Source organism: Pseudomonas ovata (genome assembly GCF_003131185.1).
GTDB classification, from domain to species: domain Bacteria; phylum Pseudomonadota; class Gammaproteobacteria; order Pseudomonadales; family Pseudomonadaceae; genus Aquipseudomonas; species Aquipseudomonas ovata.
In genome coordinates this window covers 77,600-103,246 of the sequence record NZ_QFFU01000024.1, presented here as the reverse complement: position 1 = coordinate 103,246, position 25,647 = coordinate 77,600, and the positions used below count along the sequence as shown (strand labels likewise).

Genomic DNA, 25,647 nt, shown 5'->3' with positions numbered 1-25,647 from the left:
TCGGCGCAAGGCCGAATGAGGATCAGAGGGGGCGAGCCGTACGGCTTTGAGCCGGCTCATGGCTGGACATCCTGACCAAGGTGGCCACCGAATTCAGCCTTGCATGAAGCAAAGGGGGTTGAGGAAATCATTTCCATTAGTCCGCGTATCTGCGGTGAGCTAACCGGCTTCACATTTTGCGGCTTGCAAGAGACCACAGTGAACGCCATAATCAGCTCACATTGATGTGTGTTGAACAGGTGTTATCCCGACGAAGGGCCTGTTCAAGATTTTCCAGAAAGCCCCGCCGGCAAGCGGGGCTTTTTGGTTTCTGCGTTTTGAAAATCTACATCGTGTATTTCTCGTAGATAAAGCTTCGCTGAATCCTACCACGGTCAAATTCCTCTGGCTCTCAAAATTACTGTATATAAATACAGCATTGCAAGCCCCGTCAGCAAAATGCTGAGGGGCTTTCAAGGACTTACACTAACTGCCAGGTGAAGCGGTAAGGGTCCATGAACGGAATTTCGTCGTCATAACTGTCGAAATCTGCAGCAGGCTGGGCGGCCTGTTGCGGGGCAGGGCGTGACTCTCGGGGCGGTTGTTGCTGAGGCGCAGACGCTGAACGCGCCTGTTGCGGACGCGGTACCGACTGGGTGTACTGCCCGCCCTGGTTCTGATTGTCGTTCTGAGGCCGTCCACCCAGCAGCTGCATCGTGCCCTGCATGTCGACGATGATTTCCGTTGTGTAACGCTTGACCCCGTCCTTTTCCCATTCGCGGGTTTGCAACTTGCCCTCAATGTAGACCTGCGAGCCCTTGCGCAGGTATTCGCCGGCAATTTCCGCCACCTTGCCGAACAGGGTCACGCGGTGCCATTCGGTTTTCTCGACCTTCTGGCCGCTCTGCTTGTCGGTCCATTGTTCGCTGGTTGCGAGGCTGAGGTTGGTCACGGCATTGCTATTAGGCAGGTACCGGACTTCTGGATCCTGACCGCAAGTGCCGACCAGGATGACTTTGTTTACGCCGCGTGCCATAGGGGTGACTCCGATGTGCTGGGGTAGTGTGCTCAGGCAGGAGCGTGCCTACGGGCCTGAGCAGGGTTTTGTGATGGATGAGGTTGTGGTGAGGCTTTGCTATTCGCCCCAGACAGGGCCAAACCGGTCGTCCGGGGCAGGTTGGTGCTGTGCAGCTCTGTGCTGGCCGTGCTTGTACTGAGTCGGCTTTTCTTCAGGGGCTTTCACATGCTGCGCGGCGTAGGCTTCCAGGCGCTGCCGGCCTACAGCCAGTTCATGCGCTTTGCTGACCTGAACCGTGTACCCCTTGCCTTTGACGGGAATCGAATTCAGCGCCGTGTGCCAGAGCAAGGTACTGCGCACTGCGGCACCTGGTTGGCGGCACCAGACCTGCTGCCACTCTTGCTGTAGATCGATCAAGGTGGCCAAGGCCGGGTCGATCAGCACCAGGTTGTGCAAATCGGTCTGTCCGGGCTTCACTTTCAAGGTGCGCAGGATCTGCTGGATGCGACCCGCACGCGGGTAGCTGCGCCGGACTTTCTCCGGTGCAGCGACCAGGAGCTCGTCCAGTTCGGGTGGTGTCACCTCAATGAAGCGGTTGATGCGGATGGCTTCTTTTGAAAGCTTGTCAGCATCCGCGATGTACATCGAGCTGCCACGAATGACTTCACCTTTGAACAAGGTGATGTTCTCTCCTTCCTGCAGTTGCTGGACTTCTTCAACGCTGACCTTCTGGTGCTCGCGCAGATTGAGTGAGTCGGAATCCTCCCAACTGCCCCCCAGCAATCCGCCCTGACGCACCATGCCGCTGACCTCAGGCTGGTATTCCTTGCCGGCCATGAGCTGCAGGATTTCCAGGGTGTCCTTGGGGTCCATGATCTTGCCGGTGATCCGGGTACCCATGTTGGCAATCAGGGTCCAGACCTTGTCGCCGGCAGCGGATTTGAGGCGCTGCGCCTCCTGGCCGGCCAGCAGCAGACAGATCCCAAGCGAACGTACCTGGGTGGCCAGCTCGCCCAGCTTGTCCGTATAGCAGGCACCTACTTCATCCGCGATCCACAGAAACGGGAATCGGTCCTTGTACTTGCGGATGACCATGATGTCTTCAGGCTTGCCTTCGAGCTTTTCGCCCAGGTCCTGGCTGAGGATCATGGCCAGCTGCGAGACGTACAGTCTACCCAGCGTGGCCGCCTCCGTGGATGACAGCTCCAATGCAGGAATCAGGACCATCAGCACGCGGTCGTTGTGCACCACATCCTTCAGATCGATGTCGCCGGCGTCGCGTGCGAACACATGTCCGTAGGTGTCGTTGAATAGGGCCAGCATGCGCGTGAACTGTCCGATCAGATAGCCGTGCTGATTCAGCGCCTCTGCAGCCCATTCATCAGGGGAGTCAACCTTGGTCAGGTCGAAACCGGCCAGGGTATTGAGATAGTTTTCCAGTGGCAGGCGCGCTTCCTCGTGCCATTCCTCTTCCACCGCCTGGATGTACAGCTTGGCCATCGCACGCAACGGCAGGTGCGCCTGGATCGTGCGCTGGGACATGACCTTGCCTTCACGCCGGCTTTTGTAGACCAGGGCGAAGACCAGGGCCTGGATCATGCCGCGAGCCTTCTCCTGCCACCCACCATCGTTGCCGGCCGGGGGCAGCATCGAGTCCATCAGGTTGATGATGTAGGTTTCCTCGGCAATGCCGAAGGCGTTGATGGTGTTGGTCTGCGGACGGCTCTTGTTGTCCTCGAGCAGCTCCTGGGCGCGTGAGCGCCCCCCGGTGATGAAGCTCATATGCCGGATGTCGTCTTCACGCCCGTAGAAGCGCGTCAGGGAAGCGATGGCCGCGGCCACGTCGTTCTGAGCCTTGGCATCGGAATAAATCAGGCCCTTCCCGAAACTAAGCTGACCCAGCACATAGCCCAGCAGCGCCTCGGTCTTGCCGGCGCCGGTGGTGCCGAACATCAGGATGTGCCGGGTCATGTCATCCATCGACAGCCACAGTTCGCGGCCTGCATCCTTACCGCGCAGATAGCCCATGTACAGTATGCCGGCAGCCTTATCCATTGATATGCGCATCACGGCAATGGGCAGAAACCCCCAAAGCTTGCCGGGCACCTGGCGTTGCGTCGACGGATCGAGCACGCCCATGTCCATCGGCATGCGCATGGGCATCTGCCAGGTGTTCCACAGCAACGACGGCGCCCATATCGTCGCGAGAGGTAGGCTCAGCCACAGTGATATAGGGTAGATAAGGCCACCCAGCACTGCGAGGATCAGCCCCAGGGCCAGACTGCCCGGCCCCATAAACCAGTCGGTCAAAAATGATTGGTTTACGCGACGGTTGACGCGAGCGCGGTCGACCGCGTGACTATTTGTCCGCATCGATCACCTCCGAGCCCTGCAGGAAGGCTTGCAGCAGCGCAGGATCCTGCAGCACGGCCTGGGAGACGTAGCGACCATCGTCAGCAATGACCCACGGGGTGCCAGGGATACGATACGTCTGGTACGCAACCTCGTTGACGCCCAAGGCCTGGCGGGCCACATCACAGTCTTCGGGCTTACCGGCCTGCTCCCCGGCGTCCTTCGGAGCAGGCTTGGCCTTGCCCAGGTTCATGACGTCGCCGGTCTTGTCGAACAGTGCGTCCCATGCGGCTTTACGTTGCTCGAAGGGCAGACACAGCACCGGGGCAACCGAGGCAATGGATTTCTCCTTGCCGATCACGGCCACCGGGAACACCACGACGTTGTATTGCCCGGCAGCGGCATTCAGTGCAGGTTCCAGGCGTTGGCAGTTCGGACACTCGGGATCAGCGAACACGTACAGCGTGCGGGCGTGGCCACTGGAGTACTGGATGGTGAACAGTTGGCGATCGGCAGCCAGACGGAGTTTTTCAGGCAGGCCTGCGCGTATCGGTGCTGGTAGTGGCCAGCCGTCGGCTGCCGGTGCCGTAGGCATGTCGTTGCGTGCCTGTACAGGAAGGGCCGTTTGAGGGCCTCCCAGGATCACTCCGTTGGCGGGCTTGTCCTGGGCCACATCCGGTCTTGATTGGGTAGCAGACAGGTAGCTCTCATGATTCGGCCCTGTGTAGAAGCCCATTCTGTCTGCAGGAAAAATGAGAGGCATAAAGCTGTTTGCCAAAAACACCACGCCAATGATGCCGGCCGTCCAGGAAAAGATCCGGTAGCGCCTGATCTTGGAGCGCTCCTTTCTCTCTAGCAGGTCTTGATGCAACGCTGCCCGAATCAAGGTCAGCAGCTCGGCCGGATCAGTCCCACCTGGTGCCAGGATTTCTAGATGGTGGCTGTAGCCTCTGATAGAGGTCATGAACTTGATGCTTCGATCATGAACCTGAAATGAATAAGGGGGCCTGATTTGAGCCACACAAAGCGTGCGGCGAACGCCTTGATCCAGATGCACCACAGTGAGCACCTGGCTCTCAACGAATACAGAAAAGGACGATGGAATAGAGGTCATAAAAGTCCTTATGCGCGTCAGACGCGCACGGCTTCGCCGTGACTGGGTATGCAGCCACGTTTGGGTAGGGAAGGGTTTATTGTTCGGTAGGCAGCGGAGCGGCGCTGTAGATCGCGTCCATCAGCGGTACGGCTTTTTCTGGTACGGCTTCGACCGGGGCAGTCTCGTAGGAGTGGACCAGGCCGATGCTTTCCAACTCGGCCTGCAGCCCGTCGACGGCTTTTTTGACCATTAACACATCACACGGCAAACCCAGCTTACGGGCCTGGCTTTCGGCGCGTGCCTGGGCCAGGACACCGGCCCCTTCGACAAACACTTTCATGGTGTCTGCCGAATGCAGGGCATACCACAGGGTACGATCCACGCCTTTTAGCCAGCGAAAACGAGCGGAAGGCAGGCGCAGATCCTGACCGTAAAGCCCTGCGAGAACGGTGCGTTTGGCTCGATGTGTAGTGAGCAGGTCTTTGAAACCCGTAGACGCTATCACTCGGGAGAATCCCGTGTCGGCCAGCGAATACAACGGCAGAAAATGCGGGTTGCTGCGACGAAGCAGCCCTTTGACAGCGCAGGAACGGTTCAGATCATCGAGCAGCTTGGTGGCGGCCTTGCGGTCATTGAGAAACACCTGCAGGCCGAAGACAGCCAGCAAGGCTTTTTCATGAGGTGACCAGCTATCAAGATAGCTATGGTTCGGGCCTATCTGAGCCTCAAATACCGATTGCGCAGCCTGCCGATTGAGCACCTTGCGCGTAATCAGTCCATGCAGCTCAGCGAACTCTTCAGGCTTTGCGGCCCATGCATTGATGGCCGAGGTGTCGTCTTTCAGGCCATTCGGGCCGTAGGCCGCCACGATGGGAATCACAGAAGGGGCAAAGCTACTGACCAGCTTGGGCAGGGTCTTGGCATTGACCAGGCGTTTGCTGCGAAACGGCAGCATCGGATGCTGGGCCAGGCTGATTGCGCTCATGAGCACGATCGGGCCGAGAAACAGGAACAAGATGCCTGAAGTTTGATTCATGACGCTCAGCCACGCGTCGAAGGTCGCGGTTTCAGCAGTCTGTGACAGTTTGACTAGGAGATTGGCTTTGCCTGCGACCCACGGGTGTAGGGGGCCAACGTCGATCATGATCCAGAGCCAGTACAGGATCCAACTGGTCCAGAACACGAAAATATCGAAGAACATCACGCACAGGATCAGGATACCGGCGAGGGCCATTAGCAATTGCGCCTGGTCGCCGTCCATAGAGCCAGCAGGTTGTCGATTTTGCATAAGAGTCTTCCACACAAAAGCACACCGGCTTTGGGGGCCGGTGTGCAGGGAGATTGAATCAGCGGAGGTCAGCGCCGGCCGAGTGTGGCCAGTGATGGCTTAATCCAGGACGGATCAGGCCAGTTTGGAGATTTGAACCTTGTTATCGCGCTCTAGTTGCTCGACGCGACTGTTAACGTAGTCCGAGAAACGCTGCGAGTGCTCGTAACGCTTGTACTCCATGGCACCCAAGGTGTCGTACCAGCGCTGAGCCCAGGGCGTTGAAAACTCAATGCGAGGCAGTTCGGGGAATTTAGTGTAAAGCCGCAGAATATTCCCCTCCAGCTCGCGCTGCGTCCAATCCCCCAGGTTCATACCGATGACGTCCATCTGGCCCTTACGAACCCGGTGAATGTACAGGATGGTGCCGTTCTTAATGTCGATTCCCAGGTATTTGCAATCACCCTCGTGGTACATCTCGTGGGTACTCTCAGGAGAGAAATACTCGGGCGACCGCAAACTGTTCACCACGCGCTTTAGGAATCTGGACTTATTGATCACTCGGAAGAAGAATATTCCGACGGGAATTATAACGCCCAACCAGAGTATAACAGTTGCCTCTAACCTGCCATCAGCACGGTATTCTGCCGGTGGCATTGAAAGAGCCATTAACGTACCCACTACAAGCAAGAAAGGAAGCGCTAAAAGTATATAAGCCAATTGCAGCAAGAAAAAAAACTGCTCTTTTCCGGTTCTAATCCTTCGAACACTCATGACAAACTCCTTCTAGAGGTATTCGCTTTAAAAAAGCATCAAGGAAGCATATACATAGTAGTACATACCAACAAAACTTTACAACATTATTTATCTACTACTGAAACTTATCACTTCACACCATCTCCTTCGGAGCCAGACTTGGAAGGTGCGTTTAATTTAACGCCTGGCGCTCGACCTGCACCCGATCCAGCAGCGCCAAACATGTTCTGTACGTTGTCGACCATGCCGCCCATCAGGTTAGCTCCATCACGGCCACCCAGGAACGATATGACGTAATCCGCCAGTGTGGCTTGCAGGCCGAATATACGGGTCACGCAGAAAGTCGCAATCCGGGCATAGATCATCAACCAGCCGATCATTTTGAATAGCCCGACGATTGAGTCGGCGTTGGCATTGGCCAGAGCCGAAGCAAAAAGCAAATTCAGCAACGTCCCGCCTGCAATCACGGATACCGAAGCGAAGAAAAAACCCAGCACCATGAGCGAGGGCCTGAGCATCATGTCGATCAGGAAAATATACCCGTAAGCACTACGACTTCCCTTGTCCTCTTCTGCACCTACGTGAGTGGCTCCCCACATGGAGCCTGCCGCCGTACTCACAAGCACACTGACGATCCAGTTAAATACCCCGATCATGGACGTGAGAAAAGGAACTGCGGGTAGGTAAACAGCCAACGTAAAGCCAATTGCCATAAGTGCAAACATGCAAAAAAAGAAGAGCGGTGCTAATGCGCCCATCACATCCTTGACGACAGCCCCTGTATCTACAAAAAATATTCTTGACGCCCACCCGACAGGTGAATTACTGGCCGCCGATGCCACTGCCCAAGTTCCTGCGTAAGCGGTTATCGCAAGCTCAGTGGCTCCTAGCGTGTAGTCTCCGACTTGCTGCATTTTTATCAGGGGATTCACTTGACTATTGAAACTAGCCGTTGAGCCAAGATTCCAAGTAGCTATTTCATTAGTCAAGTATTGCATTGGCTTATTGAAGAATTTTAGTAAAGATGCCTTGGGATCTGCTACTGAAGCGGCCTCAGTATCGTCCTTTGCAGTCTGTGTCCCTAGTGGTGGGGTATACGTGCTGTTCTGGACTTGTGAGCGATAAGCTGAAAATACCTGGTTGTAGAGGTCACCAGTCCCGGTTTCGCCCAGATGACTCTTGCCGGAGACCACGGGCGTTGCCTTGGCCACAGCGTCCGTCTTGCTGTTGGCCGTCGCAAACGTGTGATACCAGGCGCCCAGGGCCACCCAGCCATAGCTTTTTATCTGACTTGAGAGCTGACTCTGCAGGGTGTTTGTATAGTTGAGCTGGTTGATCGCCTGATTGACCGTCTGCTCATACGCCGCTGCCGCCGTCTGGATCTGCGTTTCAACATCCTGGAAGGTCCCGGTATCCTTGTCGCGCTTGCTCAGGAAGGCGTTTACAAACTGACTGGCTGCCCGGTCGAGCGAGGCCTGCATTGTGTCCAGAGACCGCTTTTGAGCACTCACCACGCTCGCCGTGTTCACCTTGCTATTGAAGATCGGCACCCATGTACTGATGCGCGGTGTTTCCGGAATCTTGGCTGATCCGCAGATCGCGCTGCCGTTGCTGGTGATGTATTGGCCGTTGCTGCCCCGCGTCTGCATCAACGCGGTTCGGGCGGTCCCGTCGACGTACAGTGAACGCAACTCCGAGTTGGTGGCGTACTTGCACAGGTTCATCTCGAAGATGCCGCGCGCCGCAGCTCGGGTCGACGGGGCCGTAGGCTGGACAACCATGGTGTACCCGCTGTTCATCATGTCCACTGCCTGGTTGGTCAGCAGGTTGGCGCTGCCGATCCCCATGATCGAGGTGGCCCAGAGCATGATCAATTGGGACATCGACCAACCCGAGGCCGTCGGCACGATCATCATGAAGCCGAAAAAGGTCATGATCGGGTGCATAAAGGTGCGCCCAGGGCCAAAAACCTGCCCCTCGTGACCCGCTTTGACGAAAGCCTTGACGGTTATGGTCAGGAACCAGGCCACAGCTACGGTGGCCAGGATGCCGTTGAGAATCGCAAACAGCGACCCGATGAGCGTCCTCTGTGAAGGCTTGAACGGGTTAAGCACCACGTCGCCAAAGATCATCACCAGTGCCTGGCGGGACAGATCAGTGTTTTTCTGTGCAGCCGCACTGATGGTTTGATAACTGACGGTGTTGGCCAGCGTTGGTAGTGAAAAAATCATCAGCAACAGGCCAACCCACCAAAAGCGTTTGATGAAGTTCATAGGGCATCCAGATAGGTGTGTGAGGCGGGTTAAACGAGGGGGAGTAGAACGAAAAATGGCTCACTTACTAACTTCTTAGCGTCACCAGTTGTAACCATATTTTGTTTTCTGCTTTGTAATGAGCAAACGTGCCGCCCTCATCAAGGCTGACGCGCTGATGGGTGAGCTGCCACAGCCTGTAGTTCGTCTTCAGCACCTTGGTCAGACTGACGGCAAAGACCGTGGTGAGAACGAACAGTGTGATGACAGCGCGGTGCATCGGCGTTTCAGGCAAGTCGAACCCGACCGCTACCAGCAACCCGAGTAACGTCAGCGACAGTCCCCCCGTCAGCATCATTACCGACCAGCTGAGATACCGGCTGCGCCGATAGCCGCGTGCAAGCTGCTCGACGGATTGCCCGGTACTCTCGACTGCCTGCGCCCAGGTCAAGGACGCTTGTGCCGCCTTTGGCCTGCGTAAACGCTCGCGCAAATCGCTCAGCCGACCCAAGGTGGGTTTCACACCGCCGTAAAGCACCTTCAGGTCTGAAAGTGGATTGAGCATATCCAGGCCGACCCGGCCAACCCGCTGCAAGGGTGTGGCCCGGCTTGGGCCAGCGGTGTTCTGGGGCGTTTCTGTTTTCGATTCTGTGGTCATTGCGCGCTGACTCCCGCACTCATTTTTCCGGACAGCTCCTGCAGCTGCGGCACGTACTTGGCGTCAGCCGCCAGAGCCAGCGCCTGGCCTGCGATGACGTTGGCCTGACGTTGCTCGTGCTTGATACTCAACTGCAGCCAGTTACCCAGGCTCTGCACCCGCACTACCTCGCGCAGCAGGTTGTCGCCACTCATCTGCTGCAGATCCGTTTCGTAGGCCGTGTTGGCATAGCGCCGTCCAACTTCGAAGGACTCGAATTCACGTTCGCTCATCTGACCTGTGCGCTGCGCTTCGCGGCTCGCTGTCGCGGTGAAGTATTGCGCTGCCGACGGGCTTCGCAGCGTTTCGGTCAGGGCGGCTTGCGTAGCCGGGTTGGCCTGGCTCGCCGCGATCATGTCCAGTTGCGGCTGACTGGCCGCACTCTGAATCCCTTTGTACTGGGTCATCAGCCCCTGGTACTCACGGCCCGTTGCGGTCTGGATCTCGCCTTTGCCTGGCACACGCCCGCCGTCATGCCGTGCCGTGTTCTTCATGTAGGCCATCGCGGCGTCGACCTGGTCCTGGTTGAACGTCAGATCGGGCGCCTTGCCGACCGCACCGGCGCCGTCGACCAGCGAGCGCATTTCGATGTCGCCACCCGGCAAGCTGGAGACAGCCGGGCATAGATCCGTGCCGCCGTACTGTTTGGCTTCGTCTGCGGTGCAGTAGGCCGCATGCATCGCGGCGCTGCGATAGCCACCCTGACGCGGGGCAACCGGCTGGGAGGCGACGGTTTTCTGCACCACCGCGTTGCTGACACCTTGGCCACCCGACAGGCGTGATGCGCCGGCGCGGCTGGTTTTGGCCACAGCGGTCGCCACCCCCGATGCCGATTCACTGCAGATGCTGTCCGGCACGCTATAGGTGTCTCGCGCACGCTCCAGGCGCTCGGTCTGTCGCCCGAAAATGTCAGCCTCACGTTGCGCCCGACCGACCTCACTGGCCGCTGCAATCTCCTTGTCGCTCGCTTGCACGATCGCTGTACCGATCTGCATTTCGGTACTCAAGATTTCGGCCAGCGTGGCTTGCATCCGGGTCAATGCCGGCACTACCGACACCGTAATCGGCAGACTGGACATCACCGCGACCGGCATCACGGACGCCAGGGCACACGGGCTCGCTAACGCGATGGCCACGGCCATCGCGATTCGATGTTGATTCATGGCTTTTTTCCTTAAATGTTGTAGCCACGCTGAGCGATCAGCTCACGGGCCAGCGTGCGGGTGACGTTGGTGGCATTGGTTTCCTGGGCCTGTCGCTGTCGCAATGCGATCAGTTTCTCGGCGGTGCCCTGGGCGAACTTGCTCGCCAGGATGGCCCGCGCCGTGGCGCCGCCGACTTCGTCGTACAGAATCCGGCGCAAAGCGCTGTTGCCCGGCGATGAGTTCAAGGCCCACAACTCAAGCGGCCCCATCGCGTTTTTAAGCACCCGAGCCAGCGTGCCGTCGCCCTTGACGCGAAAGACGCCGAGGAAGGGCACACCACTGCCGTCCTGGGCCGGCCCGGTGCCTTTGCTCTGAAAGGTGCGGATCGTGACCCTGGGCACTTTGAAATGATCGATCAGCAACTCTTCGTCCTGCGGATCCACTTCCATCATGAACAGCGAGTTGGCTGACGCCAGGATCGCTTTAGGAAAGTCACGTACATACTGCGAGGACAGCACGGTGCGAACACCGAACTTGCGCTGCTCGCGGTCCTGGGTTTCCAGACTCTCGAAGATGAAGGGCGCCTTGGCCGCGTTGTGCAGCTCGTCGTACACCTTGGTTTTCACCTCCTGGTCCAGCTGCTCGAGGCGCTCGTGGTGCAGCGGGTGATACAACGGCGAGACCGCATGGAACAGTTCGTCGCGGTACTGCGGCAATACGAAATCGCCTCCGGCCACATGTCCGGCAAACATGAACATGATTCCGGTCTTCAGGTGCCCGGATTTACTGTCGTCGCCCATGACGTTGTTCAGATCGATGGCAATCACGCGGGTCTGCGGGCTGATCACAAACTGGGTACGCCCGGCCAGCATGCGAAACTCAGAGCACGCATCGGTCATGCAGCGGCGCAGGTAGTCCACCAGAAACTCGCTGCTGTGATCACGTTGCACCTTGCCGAACGCAGACAGGATGTTTTCATGGTTCAAAAAGCTGGTCATGTCGGCCAGCTCCGGCACCGCCTGGAATTGGGCCTGCTGGGCTTCGCGCACAAAACCTTCGGCAAACAACAGATCCCGCACTTCGTACCAGGTCGCAGTGGCCCACCAATGGGCAGGATGCCGTTCACGCAGGCCACTGCTGCGCAGCGCCTGATCAACAGCCGGCACCAGGCCGGCATCATAGGCCCGAGGGCTGATTTCCGCGTTATTGGTGTAGGCCATCGTGATGACTCGATCCAGGATCTGCCGGGTATCTCGCGCATTGGGTGGATCACCGTCAGAGGGATCAATGCACATCGCGGTCAGCATGCTCATGATCCAGTTGCGCTCAGGCGCAATGGGATACTGGGAGCCCAACTGGATGTCGAACAGGTTGCGGCAGTGCGCCCGATCATTCTGCAAAACGATGCCGATCGCCTCATCCTTGCGGTGTTCCGGCAGCGAGTCGCGCAGCAAGGCGATTTGACCCTGCATCGAGAACCCCTTGTCGACGCCGGCAATGAACGGCAACTTCTGCTGGGCACTGGTGATCTGCACATTCCCCAGCTTGTTGAGCAACACCGACTTGCCCAAACCTGGCGAGCCACAAATGATATTGGTCAGCTTGTTCTGCTTGGTGGTGGCCAGGCCTACCGGGTACAGCTTGCCGTCCAGAGTCGGGAACAGCGCGTTGCCGTCGTCCTGCCATGCCGAGGCAGGACGGGTCAGCGGCAGCAGGTTCAGCGCCTCGGACAGAGGTGGGTATAACAGGTGCAGACCGCTGCCCTTGCTGGAGGCCACCAGGGTTGCCGCCCAGGCCCGTACCGGGTCGCCAAAAGTCTGGGTCACACCGCAAATCCCCCAGGCCTCGAAGGCCTGCTTGATCAGCGTAAGGTTGCGCGTGACGGCCTCCGGCGTGGTTCCCCAGGTCGAGGCCATGATGGTCATGACGCAGATCGGCTCTTCCTTATCCACCACCATCAGGTCCTCAATTGAAGACCACACCGGGCGCAGCGGCGGGACAAAGGCCATGAAGTCCAGCAAGTTTTTCTTCGTGCCCAACGCCGTCATGCCGCCCGGCATGATGTCCATACGCACCCGCCACGGCACGCTGCGGGGTATCAAATCCTTGAGCTTGGCAAAGCTGGCCGGGGCCTGTGGACCCAGTTCGACTGACAATGTGCCGTGCCACATGCCGTTGATGCACAGCTTGTTGCCTTGAGTCTGCACATCCTGATTGAGCAATTGGAAGTTTAACCAGGGCGCCAGAAACGGTGTGTGATCATCGCCCTTGCGCACCCCGTGCGGGATGATCGGATCGTCGGGTAACAGAGGCTGCCAGCCTGCAGGCGTTCCCAGCCGGTCGACCTGCTCACGTAAGGCGCGACCTGCCGCATGGGCATCCAGGCGCTCTAGCATCACGCCCTGACCGTTATCGCCAAAAGCGTCTTCCACCAAGGAGAGAAAGCTGTCATGACGAATTTTTAGACCGGCCATCTCGGCCAGGACCGGGTTTTGACCAAAGCGTGCATTCGGGCTTTTTTCGATCAGGTCGTTGAGACGCTTGTTCTCGTCGATCAGCTCATGCGCGGACAGGGCATTGCGCCCGGTGTAGCACACCAGGTAACAGCGCTCTCGCGAGACCCAGGGGGCCAGCTTGGCTCGCGTCTCGTCCAGAATCTCCTTCATGTTGATGCCGGTGCGCTCGATCGAACGGTACTGGGGGGCCAGCAGGGCATCGACCTCTTCAATGCCTCGATCAGGATCAGACTCGAAGACCAGGCTGACCTTGTGTCCGTGCCGGCGATACGTGGCCGTCAGCGAATTGGTCATGCGCTCCAGACGGCCTTGCCAGGAATAGGGTTGGTCCTTGGCGGCCTGCTCATCGGTGTCGCAGAAACTGCCAGCCACGGCATAGACGGTGCAGTAGTCGCCGTCATCGGTGACCATGATGTAAGGCGCCGTAAGCTCAGGGTGACGGACCCGGTCATCCTCCGTCAGGCGGATCACAGTCTGCAGGTCGCAGTAGTCGGGCAAGTCTCGGGAAACGGTAAAGCGCGACGCGGTGGTGATCAGGTTTTCAACCCAGCGCACAAGGCTCGACATGGATTTCACTCCGGGTATGGACCTGCCTGTTATGGGCGGTCAGCGGGAAGATCGTCAGGGGCTTGCTCATCTTCAGACTCAGATGAGGCCATTACAGGCTCGACGTACAAATCACTGCGGGTATAAGTGGCCCAGCTGTACGAGGTCAGCACGGACTCGACGGTTCTATTGGCTGGCAGTAGCAGAGACAGATCGCTGAACATGTCTGCCGGCAGCATCAGCACGCAGCCCGCCAGGCGCTGCTGCAGCTGGTTGCGCTTGCCGGGCGACAGGCGTTTCAGGGCATGGGCAATCTCGCCGGCACGCGCCGTGCCCCAGTTCACTTCCACCTCGCGAGCATGCTGGTTCATCCAGCTCCAGATGCGCTCGCCTTCTGCCTGTTGTTCTTCAGTGCCGCCCAGGATGGCCAGCAAAGCACGGCGCTGCAGGTGGATGGCGTTTTCCGGGGCCAGGCCCGGCAGGTAAGCCAGTTGCCCGTGCGCTGCCGTGGGGCTGTCCAGGTGGCCGGTGAGGTAGCACAGGGTGCAAACGGCGTGAGGTTCATCAAGACCGGTGCGTGCGCCCTGCCACAGTTTGTTTGTCTGCAGGCCACAGCAGGCACACTGGTTTCCAGGGACTGAAATGGGCACCGGAGATTCGGTTTCCCCACTGACATCCAGCTCCAGAGGCATCAGCGGCGCCTGATCCGGACGATCCTTGATTTCCCGTACGGCGACCATGGCCTTATCGACATCAACAACTGTTTTCAGCAGTGCCTGAGCCGGTTGGGGTGATCCTGCGTATTCAATGTGATCGTCGCCGGTGCCGCCGTTGTCATTGTGATTCTCGTAAGAGCCTAGATCGTCTTCCGGCTCGCAAAGCGACAGCGCATGGTAATCGCTATCGTATGCATAAGGCTCATACCCACTGGGCTCATAACTACCGCTCTCGAAATCAGCACCAGTTATCTCGACCCCATTATTTCCGATCAGAATGGCATCTCTTTCCATCTTTGAACCCTCCCTTCTGGAGGTGGCCGTGGCCACCTCCAGAAGTCCTGGTTAACCGACAGTGATTGGGGTCAGGCCCATCTGCGCTTGAGAGCGTTTGATGATCTCCGGGATCGCGATCAGCATGACGCCGAACGCGATGGCACCGGCGATGTGACTGACCTTGATCTGGGGGTTGTCCTTCTTGTTCTTGGCCGCGATCAGGCCGCCACCGACAAAGACCACGCCGATGAACTGGGCGATGGTCAGGACAGATTTGAGACCCGACTTACTGCCGACGGCGGCAGCGTTGGCCATCCCGGCAATGTCAGTAGCGGCGAAGGCAGTGACCGGCGAGACTGCCGCCATCACCGTGAGGCTCTTGACGCAGCGAGCAGCCAGTTTTTCTTTGAGCAGGGTTGCGCGCACGCAGGCAGACAGCAGCATGTTGTTTGGCATGGCCAGATTTCCTTGATTACGATTTGAGGTGAGGGGTACAGCGACGTGAGGGGGTGCAGCAAAAACAGGGGTGCGCATGAATGCGCAGGGCTCAGAGGCCCAGGGTTTTCTTCAATGCATCGAGCAGATAGGGATTACAGACACACAGCACGCCCAGGATGAACTTGATAGTGCCTTTGTTGACATCTTCACCGGCTGACAGACCGGTGTGGCCGTCCTTGAGTGAGCGCCTCCAGCTGAGCAGGCCTTGCAGGGCAAACATCACCCCCAACATGCGCACCAGGGTGAGCATGGCGTTGGCCGCATCGGCCGCCACACCAAAGGTGCCCACGTTGACGTAGCTGATCGCGGTGAACGTGACCCCCTTCCAGCCCAGTTGCCGGGCACCGGCCTCGATCATCTGGTCCAGTCCGGCCAGGCCACCACACAGCAGCAGCCAGGCAATCACCTTGCCGCTGCCCTGCGTCTGACCAGGGGCTTTTTTCATACTGGCGTGTTGCGACAGGTAGATAACCGCTCCGACCACCGCAAACAGCGCGCCCAGGGAAAACATCAGCTGAACGAAAGCGCTCAGCAGGCCGTTGGCAAGGGCCACCAGGATTTGGATCGCGTCTTTTGAGCCGTTCATCGATCACCTCATTCCAGCAGGCCCGCACTGGTGCGGACCCGCCGCGACTTGGCATCAATGCCGGTGACTGTCACTGGCCCCAGGGTGTCACCCACCTGCACCGCCCAGGTTTTTTCCTGCCAGGTCACCCAGGCCATTCCGTTCTGGATGGCACTGACGCGCATACCGGCCAACGGTGAAGGAGTGCCTGCGGCGTTGGTGGTCCTCGACGGGTTTGTGCGATTAACCGCTCGCGCTGCGGGTCGAGCCGAGAGCAATGCGTTGTGCGCCTGCAGTTCGCTGATTTGCTGCTTGAGAGCCGCCTGTGATTCCGTCAGCGATTTCACCGTGGCAGCCAACTTTGTGATGGCATCACGGTTGGTTTCGGCGTAAGTGCGCACGCCCGTCACCATCGTCACCACCTGATCTTGTATCTGAGTGGGATTGGTATCAAAGCGGGGCATCGACATCGTGGGTTGATTGGCCACCATGTCCTGCTCGGCAAAGGCCAGGCTGTTTGTCGACGGAGAGCTTTCCGGCGCAAACAGGTACCAGCCTGCCGCTATAAGAACCACCGCGTACAAGGCCAGCCAGGGGGCTGATTGCCCCATCAGGACTGGCTTTGTCAGCCATTCGCTGGCCGGTCGCGACGATTGACGTGATGCCGGTGGCACTATCGGTTCAGGCACTGCCTGTGGGCTGAACTCACTCATTGATTGCGCTCCAGAAGCTGTTGCTGGGCCTGAATCTGCGAACGGGCCGCGGCCCGCCACTGCTCAGGCGTCGTTGGGTTGGCAGGGCTGGTTGTCGAATTGGCAGAGCCGGTTGAAGCACGAAGCGGTATTGAGGCCTTGACCGTGTCGCCGCCTTCACCCGGTGCAATGGCGTCACCCGAATACACGCCGCGCATGAACTGGATGGCGACCACCTGGCCCTTGGTGACCGTCACCTGCGTTGCCGGCACACGGGCGGCGTCTTCGCTCAGGACCTTCGCCGCCTGGCTGGCTGCCCCACCGGCCATGGATCCCAGCACCGCCGCACCATCCGGCAGACCGGGGCGCACTACCTCAGTGCTGAATCCATTGCTGATCACCTCGGTATTGGCCTGCGAGTACAGCTCCCCTACGCTGCCGATTCCGTTGAGTAAGGCCGGCAGCACGATGCGCGACATGTAGCGGTGATTCACATCGGAAGCCACGTTGGCCAACAGGCTGTCTTCCTGCAGCGCATAGGCATCGACCTTGTAGTTGACGCCCTTGTAGGCCATTTCGGTGAAGTGAATGACTACCCCCTCACCCGTCAGCTTGGCGCCGTCTGAGGCCTTGAGCACGATGCCGGCATGCTTGCCGGTGTTGATACGAGCCAGTACAGGCGTGGTGCTGTTATCCGAATCGATACCAATATCGATCTCGCCTGGACCCCGCCAGTACGGCGCGATGACTTCAACGGGCGCCGGTGAGTCCGCCCCGTATCCCGTGGCACCTGGCGCGCTGCCGGCAGTGTTCGCCGTCATCGCCGTGTTACGCCGTCCGCCGTTGAGGCTCTCGCTCCAGGCCAGGTAGCTGTCACCGGACTCACCCAGCAGACGCGCTGTCTGCAAACCCGTGCTTTCCAGCGCACGCTGATCTTCCAGGCGCTTGAGAAAATTGCTCAAGGCCTCCAGCTTTCGCTCGTCCAGTGGCGTGCTCGCCTGGGTTTGTTTGAGTGCCTCCTGCTCCGGATCCGGTAAGGGGGGAGGCTCCGACCTGGGCTGGATAACAATAGGCTCCTGGGCCATCGGCATGCTGGCAATGAAGCTTTCGTTTTGCGCTTGGGCCTGTTGCACGCCATTACGGTTGTACTGCTCCAAAAGCCCCCGGTACGCCGGGGTTTCTTCAGTGTCTGACTCAACCGTTCCAGCAACTCGCTCCAGGCTGATGTTGGATTCTGGAGCCGGGGGCTGAACGTACCAGCCCCATAGCGCGTAGCCCCCAATAGCCACACCCGCCACCAGGGCCACGCCTATACCCAGGGTAAGTTTGGTGGCCCGACCTGCATCCTCTTCAATCGCCATATCTACTCCAGTTCCACGTTGAGGGCTGAGGTGCGACCCATCACCGAAAACGAGACATACGGCGTCACCGGCAGCTTCCAGAGATGGGTGCCATCGGCGGACGACAGGGTGGCCTCGAACTCATCACGGATGTCTGCACGCGAACGGATGTACAGGTCGTCGCCCAATTGCCAGACAGTGGTGTCGGGCACTGCGCCCGAGGTCTTGAGCCGACGGGCCTCTTTGGGCGGTATGCCATCAAGAAACGCCTGCAACGTGCTGTCGTGCAGGCCGATGCGTGATTGCGGTGCAGCCCCGGCAATGGCTTGCGGGCCACGTCGTGGCACTCGCAGATCCAGGCGACTGTCCACGGCCCAGGTCTTGGCCGTGCTGTCCGATTCGCCGCTGGTGACGTTAAGCACGATCGGCACTGACAGGCCTTCGAGGTACACCGTGATGTTGCCGCTGACATAGGGCCGGGAGGCGTTCACTACCATGACCGGACTGTTGGGCAGCCAGTAGGCATTGAAGGCAGGATTTCCCACGACCGGCGCGGCCCCCAGGTTCCAGGGGGCTCCCGTACTGTCGATAAAGCTGATCGAGCTGGGGTAGTTCACCGCCGTACGCACCAGCGGCAAGCTGGCACCGGGGGCCAGGTCGACGGTCAGCGCGCTGATCTTCGGCACCACCGCCACCTGCGGCGCGATCATGGCCTGTTCGGTCTCGTTCATTCTGCTGCGCAGTTGCCGCACTTCTTCAGGGGTCAGTGGGGAAATGCTGTCCTGAGCCATGTTGTAAAGATCGGATGACGGCGGCGGCAATGGGTCATTGCCCGAGGGCGGCGGCAAGGATGACGCGGGAGTGCGTTGTGCAGCTGGACCTTGACCCGTTGGTTGATTGGGAGTGCCTGGAGCTGTTCCAGGTGCAGCTGTCGACAGCCAGCCCGTAGGGTTTTGGTCGGGTGAGGGCGGGCTGTCACTGTTTTCCGCTGCCCAGGCATAACTGCCCGTCACCAGCCAGAAGGCCAGTGCGATTGACGTTTTCATAGTGGGAATCCTTTGGTGTGCGGTAGGCCGACGGCTGCCGCTCAAGCCTTAGTTGGCGTTGCTGCTGATGACCTGCGTGACTTCCAGACCCTTGCTCTTGACCTGTACATCGGTGCGCTGGATGCGCAGCGTGAAAATGAAGCTTTGCGCAGGGCTACCGGTCTGTTGGCCATCGAGCCGCAGCGTGACCGGGTATTGATATTCCCAGGTGAATACATCGCCCAGTAGACCTTTGCTTCGGATGACGCCGGGGCCAACCTCGACCGACATATTCATCCGTCGCTTCTCTACCGAATCCAATACGTTGGACGCGACAAGCGCCTTGTAATAGTCCTGGTAGCCGATGTCCGAGTAGCGCCCGGTAAGCCGGGTGGTCTGGTTACGGAAGTTGACGAAGTCCAGCGTGAAGCTTTCCCGGATGGTATCGGCGCCAAACGCCGAGACATCCTGGTCACTGAACGCTGGCTTATCGGTCGACTGAATGGGCACGACCCGCCCGTTTTCCGTTGCGAAGTACTGGATTGGGGGATAAGCGACCTGCCAGCCTAAAAAGGCGATCAGCGCCAATGCCAGAACCAGTGCCATCGCCACCCAGATCAGGGCTTTCAGGCAGCGATGAGCAAACTCTGCGCCCAGTTCACGTTGTCGTTGTGCGGTGAGGGCATGCACATACGAGCGCTCCAACTGTTCGATAGTCTGATCGACGGCCTCTCTGTCAGCCTCGTTGTCTTCCTTTAGATTTTGCATCGATCATCCCCCTTCAAGGCATCTGATACTTCTGCCAGGGATCCATACTGTTAGGGATATGGCTGTTGATCTTGTCCACGGCGGCCTGACAAATCTTTTCCGACACCTGCGTCATGATGCTTTGCAGGCTGGGAAAGGAAGGCAAGCTGATGCTGGTGGTCTGAATACGCGACAGGCAGCCCTGCAACTGGTCGGAGACATTGCGCTCACGCTCAGCCCACGCCTCATCGGCCCGTTTGGCCTCGTCATAGCCGGCCTGACTGCCCACCTGGGCAGCCTGGGCAGCGCGACAGGTCGCCGCGTCTGCAATGGCCGGCAGACAACACACTGCCGTCAGCAACGCGATACGCGTGCTTTTCTTCAACATGATGTATCCCTCAGATCAGATGTTATGCAGGGCGCATTTCGTTGGGCTTGGCCGATGGTGCCGCTGCCGGCGCCGTGGACTTTGGGAGTGTGTTGTCATCCTTGTAGCGCTCGTTGAAACCTAGGCGGCTATGCAGGGTTGGTGGCAGTTGCGCGGGAAAGTCCAGTTTGGCCACACGGGTCGTCGCATCTCCTTCCAGCTTGAAGGCGACATGGTCGCGCTGTACCGGCTCACCACCTGAACGGTTGATGCCGTTACCAACGCCGATTGGGATCAGACCTTGCTCAGTGACCGAGTTGAACACCATGGGCGGGGCTTCGGAATGGCCTGGCAGGCTGACAAGCACATGTTGGTAACGGTCCTCCTGACGCACCACACCCTGCAGATAAGGTCCGTCACCCCGGAACAGGGCCATGTCAAGGTGCCCATCGCTCGACCAACTGCTCATGACTAGCTTTCCAGCGTTTTCGGCATCGACTTGCGGACGCGGCGCCGAAAGTTCGTCGCCCGTCTTGGCACTGCCCTGACCGTTCGGCGTCATCCAGAACAGGCCATCCTTGGGCAGTACAGGCGCCTCGATCGGCACATTGAGCTGAGACATGACCGAGTTCTGGATCATGGCAAAGCGTGTCGCGTCGTAAGCGCCCAGCTTCACGCCTTCATCCGTGCCGGTGCGCACGGCAGGGCCGTTGAGCAAGGCCAGCGACCACTGGTTGCGTTTGGCGTTTTTGTCTTCAAAGCGGACAGTCACGCCTTCATCATTTTTGACCGGCTTTTTGACAACAACATCGTTCTGACCAAGCCATTGCAGGGTCGCCATCTTGCCCGGCTGAATGCGCGTTTCGCGCAGCAATCCGGCCAGTTCCTTGCCCCAGAAAGTCTGTGTACCGGCCTTGGTACGCAGCTTGATGTGAATACTTTCAGCGTTGCTGGCCTCGAAACGAAACGGTGCAGGGCCGCAACTGATGACCTTGCCGGTGATGCCTTTTTCAGCGGCCTGTGGCGACTGATGAACAGCCGGATCGAGCAGCACTGCGGGTTTGGCAGGTACTGCAGCGACAGGCGCCGCGACCTGCGGTGCGATTGCCGTTGCGGCAGGAGCACTTGCCTCCGGTTTTTTTACCTCTACCGGGGGGGCAGGTTGAGCGGGCACCTGTTGTGTGGCCGGCGCCGGAATAACCGGCGCGGGTGGATCGTTGGCCACATTCGCTTTTTCCGGCGCAATGGGGGCCACCGTCCTGGGCTCATAAGGCGGTGGGGTGACGCCATGCACCGCCTCCGGCACCACCGGCTTCATGTCCAGGCGCTCACGCGCCTGCTCCAGCATCATCTGCTGCACCGGGTTTTTCATGGTGACGTTGATCTGGTGTTCGGCAATCAGGCCGATCGCCTTGGCCTTGAAAGCATCGCTGCCGGTCAGTTCGATCTGCCCCCGGTAGAACTGGGCAGCGGTGAGCAGCGCGGCCATCACCTTTTCATCACTCTGGCCGGCACCGGGCACCATCTCCAGACGCGATCCACGGTCATGAAAGGCCGGCTCTGCGTCGAGCTTGTACAGCACCGTGTCACCTTGCGGCTCGCGGGTAATGCGAGACAACAACGCGTCTTTATCGATATTGCCGGTCGGCTGCGGTACAGCCGGCGTGTCCTTACCAATGCGGGCACCGACGTGGATCGTGTCGGCAACAGTCTGCGCAGGCGCCTCGGTTTCCGTGACAGAACGACGTGGCCATTCCGGCAGGTCAAGCACCTCTGCCGGTTTTTCCTTGGCCACAGGTGGCGTAAGACCGGGTGCAGGCATCACTTCGATGGGCTCGGCGTAAACATCAGGGATGTCACGCTGCGGCCCGGTTGCTGCCTGCGTTTTCTCTGGAGCGGGCTGTGCATCAAGCGGTGCCGATACCACAACGGTATCAAGGAATGGCGGTGGCACATCCGGCCCAATAGGCGTCTGCGCACCCGGCGAACCTGGCAGCGGTGGTAGAGGGCTTGCCACAACATCAGGAAACGGTGGCGGCACATCCGGCCCAAGAGGCGTCTGCGCACCCGGCGAACCTGGCAGCGGTGGTAGAGGGCTTGCCACAGCATCAGGAAACGGTGGCGGCACATCCGGCCCTAGAGGCGGCTGCGCACCCGGCGAACCTGGCAGCGGTGGTAGAGGGCTTGCCACAGCATCAGGAAACGGTGGCGGCACATCCGGCCCTAGAGGCGGCTGCGCATCAGGTGAACCTGGCAACGGTGGTAAAGGGCTTGCCACAGCATCAGGAAACGGCGGTGGTACATCCGGCCCAAGAGGCGGCTGCGCATCAGGTGAACCTGGCAACGGTGGTAAAGGGCTTGCCACAGCATCAGGAAACGGTGGCGGCACATCCGGCCCTAGAGACGACTGCGCGCCCGGCGAGCCTGGCAGCGGGGGCTGACTGGATGTCTGTTGCGGAGCCACGATACCAAGCGCCTCTGCCAACTTCGCATCACCATTACGCATGTCTTCTGTGTGCAGGCCACGAGTCAGCAAATTCTGCTGGATGGCCTGGATCTGCGCCGGCTCCGCACCGGCTATCGCTTGCAGCACGTCCACCTGCGAAACCTGGCCAAGCTTGGGAGACTGGTAGAACGTCTCCTGTTGATCGAAGAACGATGCCGCCATACCACGACTGGAAACGCCGTTATCGTCGCGCAGAATGTAGGGTTCGTGCGCGAGTTCAGCCAGGATTTCATTATTACGCATGACCTGGTGCAAATCGCTATTCACCAGCTGCTCCGCGAACGCGGCAATGGCTGGGTTTTTGCTCTGGGTTATATCGGACAAACCATCGGTGTGTGATACCCGGAAATAGGTATTCAGCTTGTCTCCATCAGTCGAGTCGTGCCGTCCCACGACAATGGCAGCCTTTTCTTCAGCTGTGACTGGCAAAGAATGCTTGAACTCTTCCAGTGCCGCGAATGAGGCCCAGCCATCAAAACCGATCTTGGCCCCGTGGCGAATGCCTATCGCCTTGTTGATCGTAGGCGCGTCCAGGCTATTCAGCGCGAGCGTTTTAGAAACCTCGGCGCCGGCTGCAACGCCGTTTTCGGCGGATCGAAGGAAAGTCAGCGTTTCCAGAGCCCCGAGCCCTGGATTGTTCATTTCAGTGCGGGTCAGCAACTGTTCGGCTTGGGAGCGGTTCTGTTCTGTAATGGCAGTTGCCACGAGCCAGCCACCGTCGACAGGCCTGGCAAACTCGTCTGCGTTGAGACGACTTGCCAGGTCGAGTTGGACAACGACAGCGTCCGGCAATTTTACAGCCTTGTCCGGCGCGAAAAATGCGGTGTCGGACGTCAAGAGAGATTCGGGTGCGCCGTTTGCCTCTACAGCACTGTTGAGGCGTCCATAGACTGTAAATTCACGCCCTTCAAATGTGCCGTAAGCATGATCACTCACCGGATCTTGCAGTGTGAAATGCACCGATGCACGGGTAGTCATCCCTTGAGGCTTGCGGCCATCCATCTGTGAGTAATCGGGCTTCTGATCAAAACCGCCTGCGTTATGAAACGCACTGTTGATGTCCACACTGCCGTCGGAATTGACGGTGGGCATCCGGGGTGTCGCGTGTACCAGAACCAGCTCGGAATAGTTAACGCCGGCAAGTTTGATCTCTGACGGAGCACTCTGCGGTACGGCGTTGGCCGAATCGGTAACAGCTGCGTTGACCTGGTTGCGATCGGCTGACGCAGGAGCATCCTCTTTGAACGGCTCCAACGCTGGAGCCGGTCCTGCTGGCACATCGTCTTTGAACGGCTCCAGCACTGGAGCTGGTCCTACCGGCACATCGTCTTTGAACGGCTCCACCTCTGGAGCCGGACTTGCCGGCAGATCCTCTTTGAAAGGCTCAAACTGCGCTGTCGTCACCGGCACTACCTGGCCTGCCTGGTCGGCCACCGGGGTGTTGGTCGGCGCGACCGGGCTCTGATTGGCGCTGAGGGCTGCGTCAGGAATCTCAAGCGTGTTCTTGTCTTGCATGGAAGGCACCTCGTCATGCCGATAAATCAGCGACGCGGTCTGTTCGCGCACGGCGTCCAGGCCTCGGGACTGATGAAGGTCGTTGAAGTCGGTAAAGCCGCGAGCGATCTCGTCGGCGTTGAAAGCGGGGTAAAGGACTTGCCCGCCAACTTGCTCGGCGGCCTGGGTGGCCATGACCAACCCTTTGTTTTCTTTCTTGGCATGATCGAAATCGGCCATGAACAGGTGGCGACTTCCGGGGTAGCGCTCGTTCAGCACCTCAGCCACGGCCACCATGTTTCCCGCATCGATGGTCATCACCACCGGCAGGTCGGTGGCCAGGTTCAGGCTGCGCGCGGTGGCATAGCCTTCGGCATACAAGATTGGTTGTGCGGGGTTGAGCGGCCCTCCCACCACAAGAAAGTGCGTGTGCTTGGGAGCGTCCTTGAACAGGTATTTGTCGCCGGTTTCAGGGATGTACTGCAGGGTTTTGAACAATCCCTGGGCATTAAAAAACGGCACCACCAGGGCGCCGTTTCGTGTTTGACGAAGGTCGGGCGTAGGGGGGATTCCCTTACGCACCAGATAGGGGTGCGCGGGGTCGGCTCCGGGTAATTTGTCGTACAGCCGTTTGGCCGCTTGCGTGTTCTGCTCATGCAGAGCCGCACGCTCGCGAGCCGAGTCCTCCTGGGACTGTCTGGCTCCGGCACGGATGTGCAATGAGTTCAGCGGATCGGAATCACCACCTGTGGATACCCACTTGATGATGTCCTTGGCCGAATTGGCACGGTGGTAATTGATCATCCAGCCCGCAGCACGACCATCCAGAAAGCCACAGTACGCACCGCTTTTATTGCCGGGCTTGCCATCGACTGTCGACACCCGCTGCTTGGTGCCATCCATGATCGGCATGCCCTTGATCACAAGGCCCGCCTCGGTCAGTGCATCCAGGAACTGGGCTTCCGGATCACCTCCACCTGCGCGACGGCTGCGGTCAGGCAACCACTCATTGATACGATTGAGGTCGCAGCCCGGTTGGGCAAACCACAATCTGGCTTCTTGGTCGTAAACGATGGCCGGTCGACCATCTGGCAATAATCCAGCGCTCGAGCGCGCCTTATCGCGGTCATCGTGCGGCACAGCCAGCCAGACCGGGAATTCAGAGGTTTTCATGGGATGTTCCTGCTTGAACTGCGCAGAATCAGAGGATGGGAAGGTTTGTTGCGACCGGGACCGGTCATGAAAACCTTCAGCCACCATCGACGTGATATTGATCAAGTCGTCGTAGGTAAATGGTCGCTCGCGTGTAAGGCAGGCTTTCTCCAATGCCTGCATGCCTGGTGCATGACTGACCCGGCGATCTGGATCGATCGACTCACACGCAAACGCAAAGACTTCTTCAGCTTTACGCAGCTCACTGAGGCCAACATAAAGCTTGTCTACTTCATTCCAGATAATGCTCAAGCCGGGCGATTTTCGCCCAGCGCTTATTGCTCCTAGGACCGCTCGTTTTTCTCGTGGACTGAACGAGTTAATTCCATAATGTCCGAGTATTTCGTGCCTAAGAGTTCCCTTAAAGTCGTCTTCGTTACGAAAGTTGGAGACGGCGAAGGCGGCGTATCCTCGTCCAGGAAAATAGGCTCCGAGGATTCTTCCTGCTCGTTCAATGGTGGCTTTTGGTTCATCTAAAGCTTCCTCTTGAGTAACTCTGAGTTTGTATTGAATTTTGGCAGCGACGGGATAGGTTTTGCAGAACTCAGTGACGAGTCTTTTCGCATCCTGAATAGACAATGCCAT

At 58.8% G+C, this 25,647-nt stretch carries 18 protein-coding genes; all 18 read right to left on the bottom strand.

Going from position 1 to position 25,647, the window contains the following annotated elements; translation table 11 throughout:
- Window positions 1–460: 460 nt before the first annotated feature.
- The 18 genes from DGA31_RS24185 to DGA31_RS30375 all read right to left on the bottom strand — a co-directional run bounded on the left by DGA31_RS24185 (window position 461) and on the right by DGA31_RS30375 (window position 25,647).
- On the bottom strand, window positions 461–1,015 hold the full coding sequence (locus DGA31_RS24185) for a single-stranded DNA-binding protein (protein ID WP_109514251.1): 555 nt from the start codon (window positions 1,013–1,015) through the stop codon (window positions 461–463).
- A 99-nt stretch (window positions 1,016–1,114) separates the two neighbouring features.
- Window positions 1,115–3,307 carry an F-type conjugative transfer protein TrbC gene (trbC, locus tag DGA31_RS24180; RefSeq protein ID WP_241509648.1) on the bottom strand — a complete coding sequence of 731 codons (2,193 nt, stop codon included), beginning with the start codon at window positions 3,305–3,307 and terminating at the stop codon, window positions 1,115–1,117.
- A gap of 49 nt (window positions 3,308–3,356) precedes the next feature.
- Window positions 3,357–4,463: a DsbC family protein gene (locus tag DGA31_RS24175; RefSeq protein WP_109514249.1), complete on the bottom strand. Its 1,107-nt coding sequence runs from the start codon at window positions 4,461–4,463 to the stop codon at window positions 3,357–3,359.
- Window positions 4,464–4,539: 76 nt separating this feature from the next.
- Window positions 4,540–5,733, bottom strand: coding sequence for a secretion/conjugation apparatus DotM-related subunit (locus tag DGA31_RS24170; protein WP_152035077.1), 1,194 nt, complete (start codon window positions 5,731–5,733; stop codon window positions 4,540–4,542).
- Window positions 5,734–5,847: 114 nt separating this feature from the next.
- The gene (gene excA, locus DGA31_RS24165; protein WP_109514247.1) at window positions 5,848–6,486 is read right to left on the bottom strand and encodes a plasmid IncI1-type surface exclusion protein ExcA; all 639 of its coding nucleotides are present in this window, start codon (window positions 6,484–6,486) and stop codon (window positions 5,848–5,850) included.
- Between the two features lie 110 nt (window positions 6,487–6,596).
- Complete coding sequence (locus tag DGA31_RS24160; RefSeq protein ID WP_109514246.1) at window positions 6,597–8,741, bottom strand: DotA/TraY family protein; 2,145 nt, start codon at window positions 8,739–8,741, stop codon at window positions 6,597–6,599.
- A 67-nt stretch (window positions 8,742–8,808) separates the two neighbouring features.
- The gene (traX, locus tag DGA31_RS24155) at window positions 8,809–9,378 is read right to left on the bottom strand and encodes a conjugal transfer protein TraX (protein WP_109514245.1); all 570 of its coding nucleotides are present in this window, start codon (window positions 9,376–9,378) and stop codon (window positions 8,809–8,811) included.
- Window positions 9,375–10,580: a conjugal transfer protein TraW gene (gene traW, locus DGA31_RS24150; RefSeq protein ID WP_109514244.1), complete on the bottom strand. Its 1,206-nt coding sequence runs from the start codon at window positions 10,578–10,580 to the stop codon at window positions 9,375–9,377. The genes traX and traW overlap by 4 nt, the downstream gene beginning before the upstream one ends.
- A gap of 11 nt (window positions 10,581–10,591) precedes the next feature.
- Window positions 10,592–13,645, bottom strand: coding sequence for a conjugal transfer protein (locus tag DGA31_RS24145; protein WP_109514243.1), 3,054 nt, complete (start codon window positions 13,643–13,645; stop codon window positions 10,592–10,594).
- 29 nt (window positions 13,646–13,674) lie between these two features.
- Entirely contained in the window at window positions 13,675–14,634 is a 960-nt protein-coding gene (locus DGA31_RS24140) for a hypothetical protein (RefSeq protein WP_241509647.1), read from the bottom strand.
- Between the two features lie 51 nt (window positions 14,635–14,685).
- Window positions 14,686–15,072 carry a DUF6750 family protein gene (locus DGA31_RS24135; protein ID WP_109514242.1) on the bottom strand — a complete coding sequence of 129 codons (387 nt, stop codon included), beginning with the start codon at window positions 15,070–15,072 and terminating at the stop codon, window positions 14,686–14,688.
- Window positions 15,073–15,163: 91 nt separating this feature from the next.
- Window positions 15,164–15,700, bottom strand: a complete 537-nt coding sequence (gene traQ, locus DGA31_RS24130; RefSeq protein WP_109514241.1) for a conjugal transfer protein TraQ — start codon at window positions 15,698–15,700, stop codon at window positions 15,164–15,166.
- 8 nt (window positions 15,701–15,708) lie between these two features.
- Window positions 15,709–16,392: a conjugal transfer protein TraP gene (gene traP, locus DGA31_RS24125; RefSeq protein ID WP_152035076.1), complete on the bottom strand. Its 684-nt coding sequence runs from the start codon at window positions 16,390–16,392 to the stop codon at window positions 15,709–15,711.
- Window positions 16,389–17,732: a conjugal transfer protein TraO gene (gene traO / locus DGA31_RS24120; RefSeq protein ID WP_109514240.1), complete on the bottom strand. Its 1,344-nt coding sequence runs from the start codon at window positions 17,730–17,732 to the stop codon at window positions 16,389–16,391. The genes traP and traO overlap by 4 nt, the downstream gene beginning before the upstream one ends.
- 2 nt (window positions 17,733–17,734) lie before the next feature.
- A complete protein-coding gene (locus DGA31_RS24115) occupies window positions 17,735–18,502 on the bottom strand; it encodes a DotH/IcmK family type IV secretion protein (protein ID WP_241509645.1) in 768 nt (255 codons plus the stop codon).
- Window positions 18,503–18,805: 303 nt separating this feature from the next.
- Window positions 18,806–19,504, bottom strand: coding sequence for a DotI/IcmL/TraM family protein (locus DGA31_RS24110; RefSeq protein WP_109514238.1), 699 nt, complete (start codon window positions 19,502–19,504; stop codon window positions 18,806–18,808).
- Window positions 19,505–19,517: 13 nt separating this feature from the next.
- On the bottom strand, window positions 19,518–19,871 hold the full coding sequence (locus DGA31_RS24105) for a conjugal transfer protein (protein ID WP_241509644.1): 354 nt from the start codon (window positions 19,869–19,871) through the stop codon (window positions 19,518–19,520).
- Between the two features lie 22 nt (window positions 19,872–19,893).
- The gene (locus tag DGA31_RS30375) at window positions 19,894–25,647 is read right to left on the bottom strand and encodes an LPD7 domain-containing protein (protein WP_241509643.1); all 5,754 of its coding nucleotides are present in this window, start codon (window positions 25,645–25,647) and stop codon (window positions 19,894–19,896) included.

What these genes read in the sequence shown, in the direction of transcription:
- DGA31_RS24185 (WP_109514251.1), bottom strand. Translation starts at nt 1,015, where the DNA reads ATGGCACGCGGCGTAAACAAAGTCATCCTGGTCGGCACTTGCGGTCAG.
- DGA31_RS24175 (WP_109514249.1), bottom strand. Translation starts at nt 4,463, where the DNA reads ATGACCTCTATTCCATCGTCCTTTTCTGTATTCGTTGAGAGCCAGGTG.
- DGA31_RS24170 (WP_152035077.1), bottom strand. Translation starts at nt 5,733, where the DNA reads ATGCAAAATCGACAACCTGCTGGCTCTATGGACGGCGACCAGGCGCAA.
- excA (WP_109514247.1), bottom strand. Translation starts at nt 6,486, where the DNA reads ATGAGTGTTCGAAGGATTAGAACCGGAAAAGAGCAGTTTTTTTTCTTG.
- DGA31_RS24160 (WP_109514246.1), bottom strand. Translation starts at nt 8,741, where the DNA reads ATGAACTTCATCAAACGCTTTTGGTGGGTTGGCCTGTTGCTGATGATT.
- traX (WP_109514245.1), bottom strand. Translation starts at nt 9,378, where the DNA reads ATGACCACAGAATCGAAAACAGAAACGCCCCAGAACACCGCTGGCCCA.
- traW (WP_109514244.1), bottom strand. Translation starts at nt 10,580, where the DNA reads ATGAATCAACATCGAATCGCGATGGCCGTGGCCATCGCGTTAGCGAGC.
- DGA31_RS24145 (WP_109514243.1), bottom strand. Translation starts at nt 13,645, where the DNA reads ATGTCGAGCCTTGTGCGCTGGGTTGAAAACCTGATCACCACCGCGTCG.
- DGA31_RS24140 (WP_241509647.1), bottom strand. Translation starts at nt 14,634, where the DNA reads ATGGAAAGAGATGCCATTCTGATCGGAAATAATGGGGTCGAGATAACT.
- DGA31_RS24135 (WP_109514242.1), bottom strand. Translation starts at nt 15,072, where the DNA reads ATGCCAAACAACATGCTGCTGTCTGCCTGCGTGCGCGCAACCCTGCTC.
- traQ (WP_109514241.1), bottom strand. Translation starts at nt 15,700, where the DNA reads ATGAACGGCTCAAAAGACGCGATCCAAATCCTGGTGGCCCTTGCCAAC.
- traP (WP_152035076.1), bottom strand. Translation starts at nt 16,392, where the DNA reads ATGAGTGAGTTCAGCCCACAGGCAGTGCCTGAACCGATAGTGCCACCG.
- traO (WP_109514240.1), bottom strand. Translation starts at nt 17,732, where the DNA reads ATGGCGATTGAAGAGGATGCAGGTCGGGCCACCAAACTTACCCTGGGT.
- DGA31_RS24115 (WP_241509645.1), bottom strand. Translation starts at nt 18,502, where the DNA reads ATGGCTCAGGACAGCATTTCCCCACTGACCCCTGAAGAAGTGCGGCAA.
- DGA31_RS24110 (WP_109514238.1), bottom strand. Translation starts at nt 19,504, where the DNA reads ATGCAAAATCTAAAGGAAGACAACGAGGCTGACAGAGAGGCCGTCGAT.
- DGA31_RS24105 (WP_241509644.1), bottom strand. Translation starts at nt 19,871, where the DNA reads ATGTTGAAGAAAAGCACGCGTATCGCGTTGCTGACGGCAGTGTGTTGT.
- DGA31_RS30375 (WP_241509643.1), bottom strand. Translation starts at nt 25,647, where the DNA reads ATGGCATTGTCTATTCAGGATGCGAAAAGACTCGTCACTGAGTTCTGC.